The following is a 22,083-nucleotide window of genomic DNA, read 5'->3' as shown; positions in this document are numbered from 1 at the left end:
CCGGCGGCGGCCTCCTCGAGTGCCGCCGTGACACCGGTCCCGTCCAGGGCGTGCGCGGGAAGCGCCGCGGCCTGGGGGACGACGGTGTCGGTGAGCGACGAGGCCCGGTCCCCGGCGCCGGCGAGCACGTGCTCACGCGTGGCGTCGGCCCGGGCGGTGTCCTCGGTCGCGTCCTCCGCTCCGATGACACGGCCGACCAGTCCGCCGGTCTCGGGGGCGGTGTCGGCCTGCGCGACACCGAACCCCCCGGCCAGCCACGCGACGGCGGCGATACCGGACAGGAGCAACAGTCGAACGTAGGGGCCCTGGGCATCACGGGCAGCGCGGCTGGACGACACCAGCCACCCTCGTCCCGCGAGCACCATCGGATGCCCCCCTCATCTCACTGTCACTGGACGGTCCCGTGCGGCGGATCTACCGCGGTCGCACGGCGGTGCCGTGTTCGTGGCGCGCGCTGACGCGAGCGCCGAACCTCAGCACCGTCGAACTGAAAGCAACCGTATCATCACGTTGGGTGAGCGTGGACGTGATCGCGGATCGCGCCGAGAAGTTCTCGGCGCTTCCGCCCCGGAAGGGCACCGCGAACCCGGACAGGGTCAGCTCATGCCGACGAACCTGTCCAGAACACGCACCCCGAACCGAAGGCCGTCGATCGGGACGCGCTCGTCGACACCGTGGAACATTCCCGCGAAGTCCAGCTCCGGCGGCAGCCGCAGGGGCGAGAACCCGTAGTTGCGCACGCCCAGGCGGGAGAAGCTCTTGGCGTCGGTGCCGCCGGACAGGCAGTAGGGCACGGCCCTGGCCCCCGGATCCTCGGCCGACAGGGACTCCTGCATGGCGGTGACCAGACCGCCGTCGAAGGAGGTCTCCACCGCCGGGAGGTGGTGGATGAACTCCCGGCTGACCTTCGGCCCGAGGAGGCGGTCGACCGTCGCGAAGTACTCGTCCTCCGTCCCCGGCAGGAATCGGCCGTCCACCTGCGCGGTCGCCTCACCGGGGATGACGTTGGCCTTGTAGCCGCCGCCGAGCACCGTGGGGTTGAGGGTGTTGCGCAGCGTGGCGCCGATCATCCGGGCGATCGGGCCGAGGCGGGCGACGGTGGCGTCCACGTCGCGTTCGTCGAACGGGATCCCGAACTCCTCGCAGATCTCCTCCAGGAAGGTCCGCACGGTGGGGGTGAGCTGCACGGGGAACTCGTGCTCGCCGAGCCTGGCGACGGCCGCCGCCAGTTCCGTGACCGCGTTGTCGGCGTTGACCATCGACCCGTGCCCGGCGGTGCCGCGCGCGGTCAGCTTCATCCAGGCGATGCCCTTCTCCGCGGTCTCCACCAGGTAGAGGCGGCGGTTCTCCCGAACCGTGAACGAGAAGCCGCCGACCTCGCTGATCGCGGCGTCGCAGTCGGCGAACAGCTCGGGGTGCTCGGCGACCAGGTACTGGGCGCCCCAGGTGCCCCCCGCCTCCTCGTCGGCGAGGAAGGCCAGCACGATGTCGCGCGGAGGGCGGCGGCCCTCGCGCAGGCGCTGGCGGAGCATGGCCAGGACCATGGCGTTCATGTTCTTCATGTCGACGGCGCCGCGACCCCAGACGCAGCCGTCGGCGACCTCACCGGCGAAGGGGTGGTGGGTCCAGTCGTCGGGCGCCGCGGGGACGACGTCCAGGTGGCCGTGGATGAGCAGCGGGGGCCGACCGGAGTCCTCTCCCGCGATGCGCGCCACGACGTTGCTGCGGCCGGGGTGCTTCTCGTAGATCCGGGACTCGACGCCGACCTCGTCGAGCTTGCCCGCGACGTACTCGGCGGCCTTGCGCTCACCGGGCCCCGAGTGGTCGCCGTAGTTGGAGGTGTCGATCTCGATGAGCTCCCTGCACAGGTCGACGACCTCGACCTCGGCCGCGCTCAACGCGTTGTCCGGCTCTGCCATCTCGCAACTCCCGTCCCGCCGCATGGGCTTCTGCGTGTCCCACCGACCATGTCACGCCCGCACCCCGCCCGGAAACTGGTTCGCGGGGCCTCAGACCTTTGCTATGGTTGACCTGTCCGGCGCGGGAAGCGCCGAACACAGCCCAGTCCGGGTGGCGGAATAGGTAGACGCGCTAGCTTGAGGTGCTAGTGTCCGTTAAGGACATGGGGGTTCAAGTCCCCCCTCGGACACCAACGAAGACCCTGTTCGCAGGGTCTTTTTTCATGCCCGGGTTGCAACGGAGGGTGCAACCGGAGCGGATCACCCGAAGAGGGATGCCACCTGCTCAGCGGCACGGGCCTGCATGCCCGGGAGCACGTGAGCGTAGATGTTCATCGTGATGGACGGGTTGGCGTGGCCCAACCTCTCCTGAACCACCTTCACAGGAACCCCGGCCTTGAGAGCCAGGGTCGCCCATGTGTGCCTCAGGTCGTGAAGCCGGATGTCCGTGAGCCCGTGCCTGTGGATACGGGCGTCGAACACTCGCGACACCCTGTCGGGGTGCATGGGTCCCCCAGCGAAGGTGCCCTTCCTCAGGCGGTAGGAGCCCTTGGCGAAGACCAGGCCCTCATCAAGCCACCGTGACCCGAGTTCCAAGCGGTCCTTGGCCTGAGCGACCCTGTGCCGCTTGAGGACCTTGACCGTCTTCTCATCCAGGTCGATCACACGGGGCTTGCTGCTCTTGGGCAGCGGTTCCCGGATGATCCTCCCTTCGATGACACCCACCGTCTGACGGATCACCGCCGTCTTGGCCTCAAGGTCGATGTCCTGCCAGCGAAGCCCGAGAGCTTCGCCACGCCGAACACCTGTGGAGGCGATGAAGTGCCACACCGGATAGTGAGCCGTGTCCCTCTCAGCGTGGAGGAAGGCCCTCAGCTCCTCCCCCGACCAGACGGAGAACTCCGGGGGAGCCGCCTCCTTCGTCGTCGGGGGCTTGGCCTGAACAGCGGGGTTCACCACCAGGAGGCCGTCTTTCACGGCCTGGTTGAGAGCCGCTGAGAGGATCGTGTGGACCTCTCGGATGCTCCGAGCGCTCAGGGGACCCTTGGCCGGGTAGGGGCTCCCCTTCTCCTCCAAGGTCCTGTAGAGCCTCGTCAGCATGACCCCCGTGAGCTTCCCGAGCTTCACCTTCCCGATGTGGGGCTTCACGTGGAGTCGGATCTTGCGCTCATAGCCCGCTCTGGTCTGCTGCTTGATGCGGTGGGCTTCCAACCAGGCGTCCAGGTAGGCGCTCAGCAGCTGATCTGACGGGTTGACCAGGGCCTGACGCTCAGCTTCGGCGACCTTCGCCCGGCGGTGCTTCTCAGCCTCCGTCTTGGTCGGGAACCCCTTCTTGCTGTAGCGCTCCTTCAACCCCGTCACGGGGTTGGTGTAGGAGACCCACACGTCATAGACGGTCTTGCCGCTCTTGAGGGTTCGGGGGGAGACGCTTCCGTCACCGTTCGATCTCTTGCGAGGCACAACACTCCTTCTTCTCTTGTGACTGTTCAGCGTTCCGGGGCGGGGCTACTCGTCTTCCCTCAGCAACTCCTCAGCGGCTTCCGTGAGCTTCGCGCTGAGACGCCCTGTGGTGCTCCCCATCTGCATGAGCAGTCCTCTGTTCCGCGCACGTCGGACACGCGCGCTGGCCGTGTTCCGGGAGACCCCCCATGCTTGGGCCATGACCTCAATGGGACGACGTTCGCCCGCTTCCATCAGGCGGACGTACTCCCTGGCCACCATGGCGTAGTCCCTGGGGGACTCGACCCGTGCGGGCAGAGGGGCCGGAGAGTCTTCAGGGGAGACCTCGGCACGGATGCGGTGCACCCATTCCGTGATCACCCGCCGCGCCTCCCCCAGCGGAACGCCCCGCATCATCTCGACCGTGACGCCGTCGCTCTGGTTGGCGGCTTCGGTGGTCTCAGCGATGACGGTCACACGTGTGGGTCCATTGAACGGCGCGTGTACGTGCGCCTCCACCAGGGCGTAACAGCCCTCCCCCACATCGAAGCGACCAACGAGGATCGCAGGCTCTCCACCCCTTTCGTAGGCGTAGAGACGCCAACCCTCCGGAAGCTTCCAGCCATACGCAGTCGGATCAAGTTCTTCCCAGTTCATGCGAAGCACAGTAGCACACGGCACTTGACGTGTGCCAGGTGTCAGCCCTAAAGTCATGGCACACAGGACCTGGACAACGCCGTGTACCACGGTGGGACATCGAGATGGAGGCCCATGCAGACCAAGACCCGCAACGCGCTCCTGAGCGTGGAGGACCTGGCGAACCACCTGAACATCCCCAAACGGACCGTCTACAGCGAGTGGAGGAAATGGGGACTCCCCGGGTTCCTGGTCGGGAAGCACCTCAGGTTCAGGGAGAACGACGTTGAGAACTGGCTAGAAGCCAACCGAGTGGATCATTAAAGAAGGGAACCCATGGAAATCCAAACAAGAAGACTTCTGGACAGAGCTTACGCAGACGCAGTCATCCTCTGGCAGAGAATGGTATTTCAGGAGTTCAAGAAGCCAAGAGGCTTACTCAACGGGGAAGATTGCACACGAAACGCGCTTCATCTAAGTACTGCGATTTCGTGGCACATCAACGGGAGAACCAACCTGTCCCAAGTCGGAATCACCAGGATCTCCCAAGATCTAGGGTTCAGTGGAAACGGGCACAACCTCTATGGGCAACTCGACATCCTTCTAGAGTCTGGGGTGCTGACACAGAGGGGCAAGAAGGGACGCGCGCCACGCCTGGCGCTCTCGGTTCCATGTGTTCTTGTGGATGATCTTGCAGGGACGAAGAACGATGGCTTCCGGGCGCTCACGGACTCTCTGGCATCGGAGATCGTTGACGTGGTTGACCTCGGAGATGCCCCACTCAGGAGGGCACTTGCAGCCCATCAGGTTGGGGAAGGCAGGGAAGAACCAGAGGCCGACCGAGATGTGCGCACCCATGAGGAGGGTTGCATCTGCTGGGGATGCACGATGGCTGAGGAGTCCACCGTGTAGCGGTGTCTAAGAAGGAAGGAGTAAGTAAGTATTATTGAGCTTGGAGCCTCAAGCTCCAAGCGCCAAGCAAGTTATTAACACATACGGCCAGGGTATCCCCTGGCCGTTTTGTTTTACAGACACGAACTCTCCGACTTAAGGTCTCCGAGTCCTGGAAACTAGGTCACCTTCTCAAGAGGTGGCCATGTCATGGAACCTCCAATTCCACATATCCAAGTATCCTCACTTTGTTCCGGGCACTTGAAGTGTTCCATTGAGGTGATCTCAGCGAGTTTGTTTTTCGATCAGAGAAGGCCCCGACAGCGCCAACTGTCAGGGCCTCTCTTATGCCATGAGGTTATGAAACGTATTGCCGATAAGGCCTGTCGTTTACAATGAACGCCTGTGGCCTCTTGGAAACGTTGTGCGCTTCCCACCACTCAGCAGAGCCGAAGGCGTAGGGCTTCACAGGCCGGGAGTAGCCACGCACGCGGGCAGACCTCTTCCGGGTAGCGCACAAGGGGCACTCAGAGGCCCTGTGAGGGCCTGAGAAGGCCGGGGGAAGGCCTTCCCTCTCGGAAGCCTCCTGAGAGGCTGCCAGGGCCTCTAGGGACACGCCCGGGTAGGCAAGGGAGAGCAGCGTAGCGGCGAACGCTGCCATGGCACGACTGATAAGGTCGCTCATAGCTCTTCTTCCTGGTGATAGCAGGTTGAGAGTAAGGCCCCGGACTGGCGTTGGCGCGCCTACCGGGGCCGCTTCATTTGTGGTTGTCATAGGGACGATACCCGAACCCGGGGAGGGTTCCCCAACCGGGGAAGGCCAGAGAACCCTCCTTTCAGGAGTCAGGCCAGATCATCAGTTCCGGAGAACCGGGGACTAGACCGACCCGTTGCACCAGCCGACGTTCTCACCGCAGCCGCAGGAGCACGACCCCAGGATGTTCGTGTTGTCCTCGGACTCGTCCTTCTCGTGCGTGCCCGTGTACCTGGTCGTCTCGTTCTTCATTGATTAACCCTTCTCGCGTGTATGGCGCTCTTTCGAGTGTTAGCCTGCCTGCAACTTCACAGAAGGAAGGCGGAGCGCGACCATGAAGATGACTGAGCAGCATTTGAATCAGGCTCTTTCCCGCATGGGGTTGATCAAGAGCGGACCTGTGAGGATTGGCCTTCTTGATGCCACTGCTTCCGTTCGTGCCGAATCTGGTTTCGGAGATCAATATTGGGTTCGTGTAGCCCTGGTTAAGGATGCGACCACTTGGGTTCGTCCGAACGCCAACGAGGAAGCCCAAGTTCTGACCGACAGGGTTCCCATGCCTCGGATCATCAACCGAACCGAGTGGGAGGAGACAGACCCCGAACAGGGGAATATCCGGCAGGTCCGGGGAGAGGCTTTCGAGCACATCGAAGCAAGCCCCATATCCAAGGAACCAGCCATCACGGAAGCTCCGAATGTCTCGGACGAGTGGTGGCGTCAGCTTCGGAAAGCCCACGACATTATCCAGATGTCCGAGGGGGCAGGCCCGGGAAGGGCAAAGTTCGGAGTTCTCTCCCGAATTCGCAAGGTCGCCGGGGCTACCGTTGACACCACAGGACTGAAGTGGTGTGCAAGCCATGGCGACTTTCATTGGGCTAACCTCCTCTCGACACCTGATCTAGTGATTGTTGATTGGGAGGGCTACGGGTTCGCCCCTGTGGGCCTTGATGCTGCAACCCTCCTGACGTACAGCCTCAGCCATCCCCCTACCGCTGACCGTGTCCGTGAAGTCTTCTCCGATGTCCTCTCGGGCAAGCAGGGATTCCTAGTTCAGCTCTACATGGCAGAGATGGTCATGAGTGGCATCCGAGCCGGTTTCCATTCCCATCTTGAACATCCGATCCGAGACCACGTGAAGTCTCTGCTAAACCGCTGAACCTTCTTCCTGCACCCTGAGGTTCCCTCACTCGGAATCCGATGACACCTAGCCTCGAAGGGAGGCTTTTCTTACCTTTTTTGAATCAGGGCACGCCTAATAGAACCGACCGCTTTCAAGGCCGGAAAGCCCTCAGAAGGAAGCCAGGTTGCTAGATCCCTCTACCACCCCCCCGATTTCCTCCCGCAAGGATCTTGTCCGCGCACTCCTGGGCGCGATTCCCGGGAACCTTCACCCACTGCTCAGAGGAGTCACGGAAGAGATAGCTTCCGTAGCACATGTTCACGGTGACCATGCTTTCTCCCCAGCCACAATGCAGGCTCGGACCCTGTGTGTTGTTCGCGGGGAGGATGTAGCTTCGGACCCCGGCTTTGGCCAACTCATCACGGAGCCAAGCGAGGGACGTTTCTCGGGAGTCTCGTGACATGTGCTCTCCCTTACTCGGGAATACCCGGACGGGTTGTCATGGCATGGACCATTGCGGCAGCCATGGTTACCCGGTCAACGGAGATGGAAGCGGTTTCGAGAACCGCGCCATAGGGGGAAACCCTTTTGATGAAGAACATGCCTTCACGGACCCGAGTACAGGTGTCCTGTGTGTAGACGGCGGGGTCCGTTTCACTTCTGCTGAAGGAAGCTCCGGGAACGCTGTTCTTCTCAAGGGCTCTGTACAGGCCGGTAAGGGCCTGAACCTGTCTACCGACCATCACGGCTCTCATGACACGTTCACCGTGTAGATGACCATCTCAAGGGCCTTGGGGTAGAGAACCACCGGACAGGCGCGCTCTTCCCCGTTCGCGCGCTGCCACACATAGAGGTCTTCCGACACCCTGACGACAACAGGGCTCTTGGTACCCGGAATGGACACATGCAGTTCCGGGGAGTCCCCGGCCTGCCAGTCTCCGGGGCTGTCGGACTCAAGGGCGTTGAGGTCCTGAGCACGGACAACAGCAATCACCTGTCGCCCCATAAGTCCCTTTTGCAACTCCTTCAACTTGAGAAGCTGCCAATGTCGGATGTCCCCGGGCGTCACGCTTTCCTTCAACGGGCTTGTACTGGTCATGCCGTTGAGGCTGCCACCTGCATAGAGCCCTTGGAAGGTGGGATACAGAACGATCACGAATGGGCTTATCGAGTACAAGCGTGTACCACTGCTGTGACACGCTTGGTACATGGCGGACCAGAAGCAACCCGCATGGGTCAGTTTTGGGGACCACGTCAGGAGTTTGCGCAGGCAAGAAGGTTGGTCCCTCCAGCATTTAGCCAAGTTGACCAACTACTCAGCGACCTACCACAGCAAGGTTGAGCGTGCTGTCCGCTCCCCTAAACAGGGCATCGTGGAAGCAATGGACTCCGCCTTTGGTACAAACGGGGCCTTGCTCAGGATGTGGCGTGATGTGGAACGCTCAGAGAGCGGGTCAGGCTGGTACGAACAGTCTGGCGAGTACGAGAAGGAAGCAGAGGAAATCCGCTTTTTTCACCCGTTCGTAGTTCCGGGCTTTTTTCAGACAGAAGAGTACGCCCGAGTTCTCATCTCCCACACAGTCCCCATGGCCGATGAGGCCCGCATCCAAAAAACCATCGCAGCCCGCAAGGCTTGGCGTGAACGACTTCGCACGGATGATTCACTCATGCTAAGTGCTGTCATCCCCGAACTTGTTTTGACCCAAAGGGTTGGGGGCTCTGATGTCATGAGAGAACAGCTTGAGCGCTTGACGAAAGAGGCGACAGCAGAGGGAGTGACAATTCAGCTACTACCCTTAGGCTTGAATGACTTCACCTGGACAGCAGGAGCCTTCCGCCTCATATACATTGGTGACCGAAGTCCCCTTGTGTGCTCAGAACACACCACAGGAGAGCACATCACCGATGAGGCCCCGCAAGTGCGCAGGCTAGAAGTCGCGTATAATAAGCTTCTGTCGTGGGCTCTACCCCCCGACGCCTCTCTAGCGAAGATGACCGAAATAAAGGAAGCACTGTGAACGAGTGGCATAAGTCCAGCTACAGCCAGGGAGAAACTAGCTGTGTGGAAGTCAAGGAAGGCTCTCACAGTGTTCTGATTCGGGATACCCAGAATAGGGAACTCGGACACCTGAGCTTCAACTCTCCCGAGTGGACGAACTTCCTTCAGGAAGTGAAGGACGGGCGACTCTAACTCCCCCAGATTCACCCCCTCAAGCAGAATGCCCACCTTGGCCCCGCCCCCTTGGTGGGTTTCTGTATTCAACCATCAGTTTTTCCACCCCGGCAGAAACTCATAGGACCTGGTCAAGGCGTATGCAGTCTTCAAAAAATGAAAACCCCAGACTCGTATGCTGACAGAAGGCCCAGCCTTCAACGGGGTCTATCTATTTCTTAGCTACTGCCCAAGGAACCCTGTCCATCTTTCCGGTTTGGGGATCTTGATCAGTAGGACTCCTATAAAAACCATGATAGTCAATCCTCCGCAGCACTACCAAGAGTAGATAATGGCGAATTAGCTCCCATGCTTCAATCCATGCCCTGGCGGAATGTTTTACTTTATTTCGTGATGGATGAATCACACCTTGCCTCATCCAAGCAATAACGCTTGGCCCGAGGACTCCTTGGCAATTTTCGTGATTCGAAACTTCCTTTAGCTGTTCAAACTGATCAGTTATCTCATTCGGTATCTCCATGGCATCCAAAAGTTCTTCAATCTTTAGCCCTGCCCCTCTTCTTTCGAAATCTCCAGGCTTAAATTTTTTTTCTTCCTCCACGAATTTCTCATACGCAAGCATCTCTAGTGCTGATTGCGCGATTGATGTCGCAATCTCAACTGGATGAGGATTATTCGCTGCCATGCTGTACTGAACTGCGCGAATCAGAACTTCACGTTCGAACTCATCTCCCCAGAGCTTCGCAAAACATGCGAAAATCTCTTGCAGTGAACTGCTATTAAATGTGTCGATTGCCGGTATTGTTGCGCGCCATTCAGAAATCTCTGGAACGCGGAAGTCGCGCCACACAATTTCGCCATCCAGATATCCCGTTGCCAGCATTGGAGAAATATATCGGCCAACCCCGAAGCTCAGGCAGTACTTCAGTAGTTGCAGAGCCCGGGTCACTTCCCCATCCTCCATGGCATACCCGTCTGAACGTGACAGGTAACCGACGTGAGTCACAACATACCTCCCCTCCTTTTTGATCTTTTTCTCCTGAATGTTCAAATCACGCCGAGCTTCAAGAGTGACCTCCCAGTCGCCTCCGTGAAGCTCAATTTTTCCCTTCCAGGCACCTCTCCCATCCGTCAGGGGCGACCCGTAAACATTGAGCATGTTGGGAACAAAGAATTGTACTTTTTCAACGCCAGCCTCAGACCCTTCAACCACGCTTCCCATGTGGCCAATACTGTGGACTACAAAAGTATCATTGGTCCGTTCTTTCTGTTCTTGCGTACGCGAGAAGTCAGCTTGATCTGGAATCTTCACCTTGAAGTCATCTTCATAGAAGATCCGCCCGGCATCAACCTGATCACAGAAGACTTCATATTCAACTTGGGGGAACGGGAACCACGTCCAGCGCAGGACGCCTTCCCCAGAGTAGGATTCTCCCTCTCTGATTACATCAAGGGGGCCGACATATAGGGGAATGTCTTCGCCTGCCCCGACAATGGGATAGTCACCATCTGACATGCTGGGATACTTGCTGAAGTCCATGTTCCCCATCATCACCTAGATCCATCCAGATCACAAGGACATCCAAGCAAGGAGGTCTAGGAAGGAGTAAAAATCCATCCATGGGAAGATCCTACTAATTTCTCCAGACTCGTATTCACATAGAAAACCCAACCCCGGCGGGGTCTGAGAAGTTTTCTAATAGGTGTTACCCCAGGTTTGCAACGGGGCCTTATAAGATATCTCCCCTCGACCTGCGCATTGACTCTCTCCTCGGGCTTTATATCTCTGCCTGAGGCTGACATCTTCTGCCTCTTCTCTCAGAGAGACCACAGCCAAGAACAGCACATATGAAAAGCCCTTGAGCGTGTGGTGTTCTTCTTGGACCTTGTTGCTTACCTGCATGGACAGGGCTTCTTGTGCCTGTTCTTCTCCTCAGGAGTGAACACGGATAGATGGTCCTGTGAGAAGCCACGTCAGCGCGTAGCAGCACTCAAGGACACAAGGTCAACACGTGTGCAGGTCTGGAAGCTGTGGACTCGTCAGGAGTCAGTGACGGCAGCGACAGGAAAGGTCAGCACGTGTTCAGCACAAGCACAGGAGAGGCAGCACGCACAGGGCACGCTGTACACACAGGGGCCTTGCTGGCAACGCTGACCACTGTCCACCTGAGAGGGCCTGAGAGCCACAGAGAGCGCCTGACAGTGAGGGGGCCTTATCAAGGGGGCACCCAACAGGGGCGAGTCGTCCGGGATGACCTGTTGAGGTGACTGTCCCCGGACATGACAGAGGCCCTGCCCCAGTGATGCGGGACAAGACCTCTCTTCCGGGGTGCAACCGGGTTGCAACCCAACCCGACAGAGCCCGATTCAACCGGTATGAACGGGGATTGACCTCCCCCGGTAACGCCTGCTCATACGCGGTCTCACCTGCTCTTACTCTCCTTCGTGCTCTGGAAGCGCGTGGGGGTTCAAGTCCCCCCTCGGACACCAACGAAGACCCTGTTCACAGGGTCTTTTTTGTTGCCCGGGGGCACCCCCGCTCCCGCCGTGGCGCCCCCGGCGCGCGACCGGAGCCGGTTCGGGGCCTCTCGTCTCGGGGGCTCGTTCGCGCCCCGACGGATCCGCCGGGGAGGGAGACCGCCGAACCGGGTTCCCGGTGGGAGGCCGGGTCAGTAGAGAGCGTGCGCGCAGGCGATCAGGGTACGCAGTTCGACGTTGATGTAGTTGCCGTGCGCGAGCAGCTCGGTCAGCTGGGCGAAGGTCACCCAGGCGTAGTCGCCCCCGGTGGTCCCCCGTGCCGCGGCGACCTCGTCGAAGTCCTCGGGCACCTCGACGATGGTGTACCGGTTCTGGGCGTGGAAGAAGCGCCCGCCTTCCTCCGACTGCACGGCGTCGTAGCGCAACCGCGCGGCCGGGGCGTGCAGGACCAGGTCCAGGTAGGGCGGGTGGGGGACGGCGTCGGGACCGGTGTGCTCGGCGGGACGGCAGTGCACGGTAGGCGCGAGTTCGGCGACGTTGAGGTGGCCCACGTCCACCCGGGCCTGCACCAGGGCATGCAGGACTCCGTCGACCCGTTTGACGAGCAGCGCGAGCAGGCCCGGATGGCGGGGCTGGATGAGGGGCTGGCTCCAGCTGGAGACCTCCCGGCTGGTGGCCGTGACGTCGGCGGCCAGTACCCGGAAGTGGCGACCGCTGCCGTGGGCGATCTCCTCGGGTGTGTGCTCCCAGCCGTCCCCGTCGACGGAGTCGAGCGGGACCAGCCGCTGCACCAGTTCCTCCAGGGCGCGGATGCCGTTGAACCAGGAGCCGATCTCCTCGTCGGTGCGCAGGGAGCGCGCCGCCGGGTCGGTGAACGAACGCAGGAGCGCGGCGGTGAACCCGTCGCCGGCGCCCCGCTCCCCGCCGCCCCCGAGCGTGGGTAGGCAGGCGACGATGGACCTGGCGTCCATGTTGACGAGGTTGTCGGTGGTCAGCAGGGCTCGGATCTGGCCGAGCGTCAGCCAGCGGAAGTCCTCGCCGGTGTCCAGCTCCTCGTCGGGGGCGACCTCGACGACCATGTTCCGGTTGCGCTTGGCCAGGAACCAGTCGGCCTGCTCGGACTGGAGCACGTCGACCAGGACCCTGCACCGGCCGGGTGCGAGGAACAGGTCGAGGAAGCGGATCCCGCGCCCCCGGTGGACCCCGGTGAAGTTGCTGCGCGTGGCCTGGACGGTCGGGGAGATCTGGAGCGTGTTGACGTTGCCCGGCTCCATCTTGGTCTGCATGAGGAAGTGGAGGACGCCGTCGATCTCCCGCGCCACGATCCCGAGCAACCCCACCTCGGGTTGGACGATGATGGGCTGGCGCCATCCTCCCTCGGGAGCGCGGGAGCCGCGGACGTGCAGGCCCTCGACGGAGAAGAAGCGGCCCGACGCGTGGCGGAGGTTGCCGGTCCCCCCCTCGAAGTGCCAGCCGCGCATGGCCGCGAACGGGATGGGGGTGACCTCGAAGCTCCCTGCGGCGGCCCGTTCGGCGAGCCAGGCGGGGATGTCCGTGCTCGGCGTCACCCGGCTGTCCGGGGTCTGCGCCGAGGTCAGGACCCGGCGTGCCGTGTCCCTCCGGTCAGCCGCCGGGCGCCAGCGGGAGGCGGAGGAGGACGGCGGCCCGTCGGCCGACGGAGCACTGTCAACGAGCACGGTTGTTCCCATCACTGAGGGTCTCCTCGATCGTGCGGCAGACGGCTTCCCGCTGGTCCTGAAGGTAGAAGTGCCCGCCGGGGAAGACGTGCAGGGCGGTGTCCGCGGTGGTCACCTCCCGCCACGCGCGGGCCTCGGACAGCCCCACGTTGGGGTCGGCGTCGCCGGTGAGCACCGTCAGGGAAAGGTCCAGGCAGGGGCCCGGGGCGTGGCGGTAGCGACCGGCCACCAGGTAGTCGGCCCGGAGGACGGGCAGGACCATGCGCAGCAGTTCCTCGTCGGCGAAGACGCTGGGATCGGTGCCCTGGAGCTTGCGCACCTCCTCGATCAGCTCCCGGTCGCCGAGCAGGTGGACGGTGTCGCGCCGCTCCACGGTGGGGCCGCGGCGACCGGAGACGAGGAGGTGTTCGGGCCGCGCCGCGCCGGTGTGGTGCAGCAGCCTGGCGACCTCGTAGGCGGTGGTCGCGCCCATGCTGTGCCCGAACAGGGAGAGGGGGATCCCGTCGGCGGCCTCCAGTACCCGGAGCAGCTCGGGCAGCACGCCCTCGGCCAGCTCCCCGACGGTGGTCGCGAACGGCTCGTGCCTGCGGTCCTGACGGCCGGGGTACTGGACCGCGTACCCCTCGATCCCCGCCTCGGCGAGCCGTCGGGCGAAGGGGAGGTAGGCGCTGGCGGCGCCGCCGGCGTGGGGGAAGCACACCAGTCGGTGCGCGGGCGCGGGGACCTCGGCGTAGCGGCGCAGCCACACGTTCTCTTCGGCCGCGGCGGGGGTGGCGCCGTGCGCGGCGATGGGGGACCTCATCTGCTCACCTGCTTCTGACGTTCGTTGGGGTCGGGGTCGGCGTCACACTCCGGCCGTGGCGGGCGCCTTCAGCGGTTCCCACCAGGCGCGGTTGTTCCGGTACCACTCGACGGTCGCGGCGAGTCCCTCGGAGATGTCCACGCGCGGCGCGTAGCCGAGTTCGGCGCGGATCTTGCCGGTGTCGACGGAGTAGCGCAGGTCGTGCCCCTTGCGGTCGGGAACCCTGCGCACGGCCGAGCGGTCCGCGCCGCACAGCCGCAGCAGCCGTTCGGTCAGTTCCACGTTGGTCAGCTCGGTCCCGCCCCCGATGTTGTAGACCTCGCCCGGACGGCCGCCGGCCGCGACCAGCGCCAGGGCGCGGCAGTGGTCGTCCACGTGCAGCCAGTCGCGGCTGTTGCGGCCGTCGCCGTACAACGGGACCGGGTGGCCGTCCAGCAGGTGGGTGGTGAACAGCGGGATGACCTTCTCCGGGTACTGGTGGGGTCCGTAGTTGTTGGAGCAGCGGGTGACGCACACGGGCAGGCCGTGGGTGCGGTGGTAGGCCAGCGCCAGGAGGTCGGAGGCCGCCTTGGTCGCGGCGTAGGGGGAGTTGGGCGCGACCGGGTGGTCCTCGGGCCACGAGCCCTCGGGGATGGAGCCGTACACCTCGTCCGTGGAGACGTGCAGGAAACGGCCGACCCCCGCGTCCAGGGCGGCGTGCAGCAGCGTGCGGGTGCCCTCCACGTTGGTGGTGACGAAGGCGGACGCGTCGGTGATGGAGCGGTCGACGTGGGACTCAGCAGCGCAGTGGACGACCAGGTCGACGCCGTCCATCAGGCGTCGGACCAGGGCTTGGTCGCAGATGTCGCCGCGGACGAACTCCAGGTCCGGGTGGTCGGCGACGGGCGCCAGGTTGGCGATGTTGCCCGCGTAGGTGAGTTTGTCGAGGACCGTCACCCGGGTGGAGCCCAGGTCCGGGTAGGCGCCGGAGAGTGTCTGCCGGACGAGGTGCGAGCCGATGAAACCCGCACCTCCCGTCACGAGCACATGCATGGGAGAGCCTTTCGGGGTCACGCTACGGGTCAGCGGGAGTGCGGACGGCGCCGTGCCCTAGGTGAGGGTGACGGCGGACGCCTCGCGTGTGGCGACGTCGATGAGGTAGTCGCCGTAACTGGAGGCGCGCAGCTCCAGGCCGAGCTCGTAGCACTGCTCGGCCGAGATGAACCCCATCCGCAGCGCGATCTCCTCGATACAGGCGATGCGTTCGCCCTGGCGCTGTTCGAGCAGTTGCACGTATTGGCCCGCCTGGAGAAGGGAGTCGTGGGTGCCCATGTCCAGCCAGGCGAAGCCGCGGCCCAGTTCGGTCAGGCGGGCCCGTCCCTGTTCGAGGTAGACCTTGTTGACGTCGGTGATCTCCAGCTCGCCGCGTGCGGAGGGACGCAGAGTCCGGGCGATCTCCACCACGTCGTTGTCGTAGAGGTACAGGCCGGTCACGGCCAGGTTGGACCGCGGGTGCCGGGGTTTCTCCTCGATCGACAGCACCTGGCCCCCGTCGTCGATCTCCGCCACCCCGTAGCGCTGTGCGTCCTTGACCGGGTAGCCGAACAGTTCGCACCCGTCGAGGCGGGCCGCGCTCGCGGTCAGCACGGAGGAGAACCCGGGCCCGTGGAAGACGTTGTCACCGAGGATCAGGGCGACCTGGTCACGGCCGATGTGCTCCTTGCCGATGAGGAAGGCCTCGGCGATGCCCCGGGGTTCAGCCTGTTCGGCGTAGCTGATGTCCAGCCCGATCCGGTCGCCGTCGCCGAGCAGGGAGCGGAACATCTCCAGGTGGTCCTTGCCGGAGATGATCTGGATGTCGCAGATCCCGGCCAGCATGAGTACCGACAGCGGGTAGTAGATCATCGGTTTGTCGTAGACCGGCAGTACCTGTTTGGACAGGGTTCCGGTCAGCGGACGCAGCCTGGTGCCGCTGCCGCCCGCGAGAATGACGCCCTTCATCGCTCCCCTCCGGTGCCGTTTCGAACGGTGTGCTGCTGGTTCACGGACCCACCTCCCGGGTGTCCGGCGCGGCCGATCGGACGGCCGCGACCACCGTCGCGACGGCGTCGTCGGACAGGTGCGGGCCAATCGGCAGGCTGAGCACCTCGGTGGCCAACCGCCGGGCGCGCGGCAGGTCCCCGAAGGGCCGCGCCCACTGGGCGGACGCCGCGCCGGTGCCCGGCCCGGGGTCCGCGGCGGACGCCACCGGCTCAGGACCGGCGTAGGCCCGCGAGTCGTGCACGGCCACGGGGTAGTGGACGTGCGTCTCCACCCCCGCCTCGGCCAGCAGCCGCCGCAGCCGGTCGCGGTGGGTCGCACGCAGCACGTACTGGTGCCAGACGGGTTCCGCCCAGGGCGCGACCGAGGGAACGGTGATCCCGGGCAGTCCGGCCAGCGCCCGCGTGTAGCGGTCGGCGATCTCACGCCGCCGCGCGTTCCAGGTGTCCAGGTGGGGGAGTTGGGCGGACAGGACGGCGGCCTGGAGTTCGTCCAGGCGAGAGTTGACGCCCCGCGCCTCGTGCCGGTACTTCTCCCGGGACCCGTAGTTGCGCAGCAGGCGCAGCCGCCGGGCCAGGTCCGGGTCGGAGGTGACGACCGCGCCGCCGTCGCCGAGCGCGCCCAGGTTCTTGCCGGGGTAGAAGCTGAAGGCGGCCGCGTACCCGCCGCCCACGCGGGTCCCCCGGTGGCGGGCGCCGTGCGCCTGTGCCGCGTCCTCGACCACCGGGAGCCCGTGCCGCCGCGCGAACGACTCGACCGCCTCCAGGTCGACCGGGTGCCCGTACAGGTGCACGGGGACCACCGCCCTGGTCCTGGCGGTCAGGGCCGCCTCCAGCCGGTCGGGGTCGATCAGGAACCGCGAGGGCCCCTCGTCACCGGGTTCGACGGGAACCGGGGTGGCCCCGACCTCCGACACCGCGAGCCAGGTCGCCACGAAGGTGTGCGAGGGCACGATCACCTCGTCACCGGAGCCCACCCCGAGCGCGCGGAGGGTCAACCGGAGCGCGTCGAACCCGCTGCCGACGGCGACGCAGTGCCCCGCGCCGCAGTAGCGGGCGAACCGCTCCTCGAACGCGTCGATCTCCTCCCCGAGCAGATACCGTCCGCTGGCGGCGACCCGCAGCAGGGCGGCGTCGATCTCCTCCCGCAGGCCCGAGGCGTCGTGCACCTCCCGCGGGTCATAGAACCGCACCCCGGCGGGGGCGGCGACCTCCCGACCGCTCATGACGTCCCCCGGGTGTCCCTGAGGAAGGCGTCGTAGTCGCGGTAGTAGTCCGACTCGTCGTAGTGGCAGGAGGCCAGGACGAGGCAGACCGCCCCCTCGGTGAAGTCGCTGAGGTTCCGCCACACCATCGGCCCCACGTACATCCCGACGCCGGGTTGGAGCAACTGGTGGCTGGCCCGGTGGAACCCGTCGTCGACGGTGATGGTGAACGCGCCGTGGGCGGCGATGATCAGCTGCTCCAGGGAGCGGTGGGCGTGCCCGCCACGCGAGGTGCCCGGCTGGAGGTCATGCAGGTAGTAGACACGCCTGACGGAGAAGCCCACGGTCCGCTCGGACTCGACCACCGACAGACTTCCGCGCTCGTCCTTGTGCTGTTCGAGGTCGACCAGGCGGCAGGATCTGACCCCGCCGATACCGGTCCCCCCGGTGATGCTCGCCACCATCGGGCTGCTCCTTGAGTCCTTCGTCCGTGCGCGTTCCGCCACGCCGACCGCCCCGCCTCAGTGGCGGGTGACGGCCACCGGGAGGCAACGAGCGGTCAACTGGTCGTCCTCGTAGAACTCCACGCCGTCGTGCTCGATCCGGTAGGCGGAGAACTCGTCGAAGAAGAGATCGAGGAACACCTTGGCCTCCAGGCGGGCCAGGAACGCACCGAGGCAGTGGTGGATGCCGTGCCCGAAGGCCATGTGCCGATTGGACTCACGGCGCACGTCGAAGGTGTCGGGGGCGGAGAACTGCGCGGCGTCCCGGTTGGCCGAGGCGATCCACGCGATGACCATCTGTCCGGCCCGCATGGGGTGGCCGAGGATGTCGGTGTCCTCCTTCACCAGCCGGAAAATGTTGTTGAAGGGGCTGCGGTAGCGCAGCGTCTCCTCGATCAGACCGGGGATCAGCCCGCGGTCGGCGCGGACCTCCGCCTGGGCGTCCGGGTGCTCCTCCAGCACCAGGAAGAGGTTGCTGAGCAGGGTGGCGCTGGAGATGTGGCCCGCGGTGAGCAGCAGCGCCACGATGTTGACGATCTCCTCGTCGGTGAGCCTGCGGCCGTCCACCTCGGACTCGATGAGGCCGCTCATCAGGTCGTCCGCCGGGTTCTCCCGCTTGAGCGCGATGTGCTTGTACAGGTACGCGGCCCACTCCTCGATCGCCGGCCCCATCGTCTCGGCGAAGTCGTCGGGGAGGTTCGGGTACTCCATGCCCTCGTTGTTGAGGATGACGTCGACCCACTCGCGGAACAGGTCGCGGTCCTGCGCCGGGATACCGAGCAGTTCGGCGATGACGATGACCGGCAGGGGATAGGCCAGGTCGGAGACGACGTCGATCCGCTCCCGGTCACGCAGTCCGGCCAGCAGCTCCCTGGCGATCTCCGCCACGCGCGGCTGGAGCGCGGAGATCCGCTTGGGGGTGAACGCCTGGGACACCAGCTTGCGCAGCGGCCCGTGCTTGGGCGGGTCGATACCGCCGAACGTTCCGGGCCCCATGAGGATCGCCAGCTCCTTCGGCACCGGGAAGACCGGGGAAAAGTCGGAGGAGAAGAGCTGGGGGTTGGTGGAAACGGTCAGGTAATCGGCGTAGGTGAACACCTGCCAGGCCTGGCGGGTCTCGTCCCAGAAGACCGGGGCCTCCTCCCGCGCCTTGGCGAACCAGTCCAGCAGGCCACGCGCGTCGGCCCCGTCCGGCTGCGCGAGCGGGTGTGGTCCGGCCTCGGCCCCCTGCTGGGCCGGTCCGTTTCCGGATTCGGTCATCTGCTGCGTCATATCGACTCTCTCATCGGGGCTGATGCGGAGGATTGCTCGACCTCGGGCGCACGAAAGGGAATACGCGAACGCCGGTGAGTCATTCTCTTGACACGGCGAGTGGCCGCGTCGAGAGAAATCCCCGAGCGAACACCCACGGCGGAAAGGAAGCTAAATCCCGGGCGACCCCGCCCGCAAGACCGAACCTGACACAGTAGCCCACGGGAACCGTCGGGCCCGGGGCGTGAAAAACCCATTCGGGCAACGCGGGGAAGGACCTGACATAGCATCAGCGAACCCTTCTCGTCCGCCGCTCCTTCTGGTGTTGAGTGACAGAATCCGCGCCCAGAGGAGAAGAGAGCCATGACCTGCCCCGTGACCGGCGGTTCCGTGTGGGACTACCCGTTCGGCGACCGTGTGGACCTCAGCGTCGACCCCACGTACGCGAAGTTGCGCGCGCGTGAACCGGTCGCCCGTGTGCGGATGCCCCACGGCGGTCAGGCCTGGCTCCTCACCCGCCACGAGGACATCCGCGAGGCCCTCACCGATCCGAGGCTGAGCCTGCACGCCGGGGCCGACTGGGACGTGCCCAGGGTCGCGCCGCGCCCGCTGGACTCGGTGGGGCTGATGGGGATGCCCCCGGAGCAGCACCGAAGGCTGCGCAGGCTCGTGTCCAGGGCCTTCACCCCCAGGCGGGTCGCCGACATGCTCCCCGAAGTCGAGCGGATCACAGAGGAACTCGTCGACGGGATGGTCGCCGACGGCGGCCCGGTCGACCTGGTGGCCCGACTGGCCCTCCCGCTGCCGACGCGGGTCATCTGCCGCATGCTCGGCGTTCCCGTCGAGGATCAGGACCTTTTCCGCCGCTTCAGCGACGCGCTGATGTCCTCGACGCGGTACACCGAGGCCGAGATCACCGGGGCGATGGAGCAGTTCAGCGCCTACCTGTACGATCTCGCCGCGAAGCGCCGGGCCGAGCCCGAAGACGACCTGCTCAGCGCACTGATCCAGGTCAGCGACGACGAGGGGCGGCTCACCGAGCCGGAACTGCTCATGCTCATCGGGGGCCTGCTCGTCGGCGGCCACGAGACCACCGCCAACCAGCTGGCCGGGAACGTCCTCCTCCTGTTGCGCGAACCCGAGCACTACCAGCGGTTGTGTGCGGAGCCTGAGCTCATCCCCACCGCGGTGGAGGAGCTCCTGCGGTACCTGCCCCTGTGGTCGTCGGTGCCCGCGAGCCGGGTCGCCACCGAGGATCTGGAGATCGCCGGGGTGCGCATCCGGGCGGGGGAGGCCGTCGTCTACTCGCTGACCTCCGCCAACCGGGACGGCGAGGTCTTCGACGATCCCGACACGTTCTCCCTGGAACGCGACCCCAACCCCCACCTGTCGTTCAGCAAGGGGCCGCACTACTGCGTCGGCGCGGCACTGGCCAGGATGGAACTCCAGTGCGCGACCGAAGCCCTCGTCACCAGAATTCCAAAACTGCGCCTGGCCGTTCCAGAAAACGAGATCGGATGGCACCGGGGAATGCTCATTCGCAGCCNGGCGGCCCCCCCCGCCGCACCACGGTTTCCACCTCCGTCGAACTCTGCGATCCAGGTTTTCCTCCGCCGTGACGCAGGCGACTCGATCCACCCCTCGGCAATGGAGACTTCATGATCCCGAACACCGGTGCACGGCGACCCGACACCACCGACGGCACAGACGATCTCGACGGCATCGCCGTTGTCGGCATGTCCTGCCGACTGCCAGGGGCGGCCACCACCGAGGAGTTCTGGGACCTGTTGTGCGCCGGTCGCGGCATGCCTGCCCGCCGGGAGGACGGCACCTGGCGGGCCGCCCTGGACGACCACGCCGGGTTCGACGCCGAGTTCTTCGGTATGGACGCCGCAGAGGCCGCCGCGACCGATCCGCAGCACCGGCTCATGCTCGAACTGGGGTGGGAGGCGTTGGAGAACGCCGGAATCGTCCCCGGTGACCTCGCCGGAACGGACGCCGGCGTCTTCGTCGGGATCGCCTCCGACGACTACGCCGCCCTCACCCGGCGCTCCGGGGTGCCGACGGGAAGCCACACCGCCACGGGGCTGCACCGCGCCATGGCAGCGAACCGCCTGTCCTACCACCTGGGCCTGCGCGGCCCCAGCGTCACCGTGGACTCGGCCCAGTCGTCCTCGCTGGTGGCGGTGCAGACGGCGTGTGAGAGCCTGCGCCGGGGGGAGACCACGCTCGCCGTGGTCGGCGGCGTCCACCTGGTGCTCACCGAGGAGAGCACCACAACGATGGAGCGCATGGGAGCGCTCTCCCCCGACGGGCGCTGCCACACCTTCGACGCGCGCGCCAACGGCTACGTGCGCGGCGAGGGAGGTGGGGCCGTCGTGCTCAAGCCGCTCTCCGCCGCGATCGCGGACGGCGACCGGGTGCACTGCGTCATCAGGGGAGGCGCCGTCAACAACGACGGCGGCGGGGCGAACATCACCACCCCGGACCAGGCCGCCCAGGAAGCGGTGCTGCGCGGGGCCTACGAGCGGGCGGGCGTGTCCCCGGAGTCGGTCCACTACGTCGAGCTGCACGGTACCGGCACGCGTGTCGGCGACCCCGTGGAGGCCGCCGCCCTGGGTGCGGTGGTCGGTGCGGGCAGCGGTCGGACACGCCCGGTCCAGGTGGGCTCGGTCAAGACCAACGTCGGTCACCTGGAGGGGGCGGCCGGCATCGTCGGGTTCCTCAAGGCGGCGCTGTGCGTGCGCGAGGGGGAGCTCGTGCCCAGCCTCAACTTCACCGAGCCCAACCCCGACATCCCCCTCGACGAGCTCAGCGTTGAGGTGGTGACGGAGCGGCGCCCCTGGATCGAGGAGGGTGGCCTGCGGCGGGTGGCCGGTGTGTCGTCGTTCGGCATGGGCGGCACCAATGTGCACCTGGTTCTGGAACAGGCGCCTGACATTACCGAGGAACCTGCCGGAACCCCGGTCAACGGACCGGTGCCGGTTCTGTTGTCCGCGCGCACCCCCAAGGCGTTGACCGACACCGCCTCCCAGCTCGCCGACACCATCGACCACAACCCAGAAATGAACCTGGGCGACATCGCCCACACGATGGCCCGCCGCACCACCTTCGACCACCGCGCCACCGTCCTCGCCCACACCACCGAAGAACTCAA

General features: G+C 65.0%; 20 protein-coding genes, 1 tRNA gene and 1 pseudogene. 8 read left to right on the top strand and 14 right to left on the bottom strand.

The window, feature by feature from the left end; genetic code table 11:
• Positions 1-365: pseudogene (locus tag D471_RS0128155) on the bottom strand (hypothetical protein); the annotation flags it as partial.
• A 231-nt stretch (positions 366-596) separates the two neighbouring features.
• Positions 597-1,919: a M20/M25/M40 family metallo-hydrolase gene (locus D471_RS0128150; RefSeq protein ID WP_017601715.1), complete on the bottom strand. Its 1,323-nt coding sequence runs from the start codon at positions 1,917-1,919 to the stop codon at positions 597-599.
• Positions 1,920-2,064: 145 nt separating this feature from the next.
• Between D471_RS0128150 and D471_RS0128145 the strand changes: the two genes are divergently transcribed.
• A tRNA-Leu gene (locus D471_RS0128145) sits at positions 2,065-2,152 on the top strand.
• Positions 2,153-2,219: 67 nt separating this feature from the next.
• On the opposite strand, the gene D471_RS0128140 is transcribed toward D471_RS0128145, so the two are convergent.
• Positions 2,220-3,419: a tyrosine-type recombinase/integrase gene (locus tag D471_RS0128140; protein ID WP_017601714.1), complete on the bottom strand. Its 1,200-nt coding sequence runs from the start codon at positions 3,417-3,419 to the stop codon at positions 2,220-2,222.
• 45 nt (positions 3,420-3,464) lie between these two features.
• Entirely contained in the window at positions 3,465-4,055 is a 591-nt protein-coding gene (locus D471_RS0128135; protein WP_152486482.1) for a hypothetical protein, read from the bottom strand.
• 114 nt (positions 4,056-4,169) lie between these two features.
• Here D471_RS0128135 and D471_RS0128130 point away from each other — a divergent pair, with 114 nt between their 5' ends.
• Entirely contained in the window at positions 4,170-4,358 is a 189-nt protein-coding gene (locus tag D471_RS0128130) for a helix-turn-helix domain-containing protein (RefSeq protein WP_017601712.1), read from the top strand.
• A gap of 12 nt (positions 4,359-4,370) precedes the next feature.
• Positions 4,371-4,946, top strand: a complete 576-nt coding sequence (locus D471_RS39810; protein ID WP_152486481.1) for a hypothetical protein — start codon at positions 4,371-4,373, stop codon at positions 4,944-4,946.
• A gap of 856 nt (positions 4,947-5,802) precedes the next feature.
• Here D471_RS39810 and D471_RS42410 read toward each other — a convergent pair.
• Positions 5,803-5,931: a hypothetical protein gene (locus tag D471_RS42410; RefSeq protein ID WP_017601711.1), complete on the bottom strand. Its 129-nt coding sequence runs from the start codon at positions 5,929-5,931 to the stop codon at positions 5,803-5,805.
• An 82-nt stretch (positions 5,932-6,013) separates the two neighbouring features.
• On the opposite strand from D471_RS42410, the gene D471_RS38835 reads away from it, so the two are divergent.
• The gene (locus D471_RS38835; RefSeq protein WP_083924357.1) at positions 6,014-6,835 is read left to right on the top strand and encodes a phosphotransferase family protein; all 822 of its coding nucleotides are present in this window, start codon (positions 6,014-6,016) and stop codon (positions 6,833-6,835) included.
• A gap of 715 nt (positions 6,836-7,550) precedes the next feature.
• Here the strand turns inward: D471_RS38835 and D471_RS0128120 are convergent.
• Positions 7,551-7,898 carry a hypothetical protein gene (locus D471_RS0128120; RefSeq protein ID WP_206538980.1) on the bottom strand — a complete coding sequence of 116 codons (348 nt, stop codon included), beginning with the start codon at positions 7,896-7,898 and terminating at the stop codon, positions 7,551-7,553.
• 109 nt (positions 7,899-8,007) lie between these two features.
• Here D471_RS0128120 and D471_RS38830 point away from each other — a divergent pair, with 109 nt between their 5' ends.
• Both D471_RS38830 and D471_RS38825 read left to right on the top strand, forming a co-directional pair.
• Positions 8,008-8,817, top strand: a complete 810-nt coding sequence (locus D471_RS38830; RefSeq protein ID WP_083924356.1) for a helix-turn-helix domain-containing protein — start codon at positions 8,008-8,010, stop codon at positions 8,815-8,817.
• Complete coding sequence (locus D471_RS38825; protein ID WP_338045366.1) at positions 8,757-8,990, top strand: DUF397 domain-containing protein; 234 nt, start codon at positions 8,757-8,759, stop codon at positions 8,988-8,990. The genes D471_RS38830 and D471_RS38825 overlap by 61 nt, the downstream gene beginning before the upstream one ends.
• Before the next feature lie 193 nt (positions 8,991-9,183).
• On the opposite strand, the gene D471_RS39805 is transcribed toward D471_RS38825, so the two are convergent.
• The 8 genes from D471_RS39805 to D471_RS0128085 all read right to left on the bottom strand — a co-directional run bounded on the left by D471_RS39805 (position 9,184) and on the right by D471_RS0128085 (position 18,935).
• Positions 9,184-10,512: a hypothetical protein gene (locus D471_RS39805; RefSeq protein WP_152486479.1), complete on the bottom strand. Its 1,329-nt coding sequence runs from the start codon at positions 10,510-10,512 to the stop codon at positions 9,184-9,186.
• A gap of 1,129 nt (positions 10,513-11,641) precedes the next feature.
• On the bottom strand, positions 11,642-13,147 hold the full coding sequence (locus D471_RS0128115) for an NDP-hexose 2,3-dehydratase family protein (RefSeq protein ID WP_161630128.1): 1,506 nt from the start codon (positions 13,145-13,147) through the stop codon (positions 11,642-11,644).
• Positions 13,137-13,949, bottom strand: a complete 813-nt coding sequence (locus tag D471_RS0128110; protein ID WP_017601708.1) for a thioesterase II family protein — start codon at positions 13,947-13,949, stop codon at positions 13,137-13,139. Before D471_RS0128110 ends, D471_RS0128115 begins: the two co-directional genes overlap by 11 nt.
• 42 nt (positions 13,950-13,991) lie before the next feature.
• A complete protein-coding gene (gene rfbB, locus D471_RS0128105; protein ID WP_017601707.1) occupies positions 13,992-14,981 on the bottom strand; it encodes a dTDP-glucose 4,6-dehydratase in 990 nt (329 codons plus the stop codon).
• A gap of 57 nt (positions 14,982-15,038) precedes the next feature.
• Positions 15,039-15,929: a glucose-1-phosphate thymidylyltransferase RfbA gene (gene rfbA / locus D471_RS0128100; protein ID WP_017601706.1), complete on the bottom strand. Its 891-nt coding sequence runs from the start codon at positions 15,927-15,929 to the stop codon at positions 15,039-15,041.
• A gap of 40 nt (positions 15,930-15,969) precedes the next feature.
• On the bottom strand, positions 15,970-17,193 hold the full coding sequence (locus D471_RS0128095; protein ID WP_017601705.1) for a DegT/DnrJ/EryC1/StrS family aminotransferase: 1,224 nt from the start codon (positions 17,191-17,193) through the stop codon (positions 15,970-15,972).
• Positions 17,190-17,636, bottom strand: a complete 447-nt coding sequence (locus D471_RS0128090; RefSeq protein ID WP_017601704.1) for a sugar 3,4-ketoisomerase — start codon at positions 17,634-17,636, stop codon at positions 17,190-17,192. The genes D471_RS0128095 and D471_RS0128090 overlap by 4 nt, the downstream gene beginning before the upstream one ends.
• Before the next feature lie 57 nt (positions 17,637-17,693).
• Complete coding sequence (locus D471_RS0128085; RefSeq protein WP_152486478.1) at positions 17,694-18,935, bottom strand: cytochrome P450; 1,242 nt, start codon at positions 18,933-18,935, stop codon at positions 17,694-17,696.
• Between the two features lie 354 nt (positions 18,936-19,289).
• On the opposite strand from D471_RS0128085, the gene D471_RS0128080 reads away from it, so the two are divergent.
• Together D471_RS0128080 and D471_RS36640 are read left to right on the top strand one after the other, a co-directional pair.
• A complete protein-coding gene (locus D471_RS0128080; RefSeq protein WP_017601702.1) occupies positions 19,290-20,588 on the top strand; it encodes a cytochrome P450 in 1,299 nt (432 codons plus the stop codon).
• On the top strand, positions 20,585-22,083 hold a 1,499-nt coding region (locus D471_RS36640), incomplete at its 3' end, for a beta-ketoacyl synthase N-terminal-like domain-containing protein (protein ID WP_161630127.1). The genes D471_RS0128080 and D471_RS36640, both read left to right, overlap by 4 nt.

The organism is Nocardiopsis lucentensis DSM 44048, from assembly GCF_000341125.1.
GTDB classification, from domain to species: Bacteria; Actinomycetota; Actinomycetes; order Streptosporangiales; family Streptosporangiaceae; genus Nocardiopsis; species Nocardiopsis lucentensis.
Note: the sequence above shows the minus strand (reverse complement) of the source record. Positions and strands in the feature narration are given on the sequence as shown.

Bases quoted from the DNA above. Each gene is read 5' to 3' on its own strand.
- D471_RS0128150 (WP_017601715.1), bottom strand. From the start codon at position 1,919: ATGGCAGAGCCGGACAACGCGTTGAGCGCGGCCGAGGTCGAGGTCGTC.
- D471_RS0128135 (WP_152486482.1), bottom strand. From the start codon at position 4,055: ATGAACTGGGAAGAACTTGATCCGACTGCGTATGGCTGGAAGCTTCCG.
- D471_RS0128130 (WP_017601712.1), top strand. From the start codon at position 4,170: ATGCAGACCAAGACCCGCAACGCGCTCCTGAGCGTGGAGGACCTGGCG.
- D471_RS39810 (WP_152486481.1), top strand. From the start codon at position 4,371: ATGGAAATCCAAACAAGAAGACTTCTGGACAGAGCTTACGCAGACGCA.
- D471_RS42410 (WP_017601711.1), bottom strand. From the start codon at position 5,931: ATGAAGAACGAGACGACCAGGTACACGGGCACGCACGAGAAGGACGAG.
- D471_RS38835 (WP_083924357.1), top strand. From the start codon at position 6,014: ATGAAGATGACTGAGCAGCATTTGAATCAGGCTCTTTCCCGCATGGGG.
- D471_RS0128120 (WP_206538980.1), bottom strand. From the start codon at position 7,898: ATGACCAGTACAAGCCCGTTGAAGGAAAGCGTGACGCCCGGGGACATC.
- D471_RS38830 (WP_083924356.1), top strand. From the start codon at position 8,008: ATGGCGGACCAGAAGCAACCCGCATGGGTCAGTTTTGGGGACCACGTC.
- D471_RS39805 (WP_152486479.1), bottom strand. From the start codon at position 10,512: ATGGACTTCAGCAAGTATCCCAGCATGTCAGATGGTGACTATCCCATT.
- D471_RS0128110 (WP_017601708.1), bottom strand. From the start codon at position 13,949: ATGAGGTCCCCCATCGCCGCGCACGGCGCCACCCCCGCCGCGGCCGAA.
- rfbB (WP_017601707.1), bottom strand. From the start codon at position 14,981: ATGCATGTGCTCGTGACGGGAGGTGCGGGTTTCATCGGCTCGCACCTC.
- rfbA (WP_017601706.1), bottom strand. From the start codon at position 15,929: ATGAAGGGCGTCATTCTCGCGGGCGGCAGCGGCACCAGGCTGCGTCCG.
- D471_RS0128095 (WP_017601705.1), bottom strand. From the start codon at position 17,193: ATGAGCGGTCGGGAGGTCGCCGCCCCCGCCGGGGTGCGGTTCTATGAC.
- D471_RS0128090 (WP_017601704.1), bottom strand. From the start codon at position 17,636: ATGGTGGCGAGCATCACCGGGGGGACCGGTATCGGCGGGGTCAGATCC.
- D471_RS0128085 (WP_152486478.1), bottom strand. From the start codon at position 18,935: ATGACCGAATCCGGAAACGGACCGGCCCAGCAGGGGGCCGAGGCCGGA.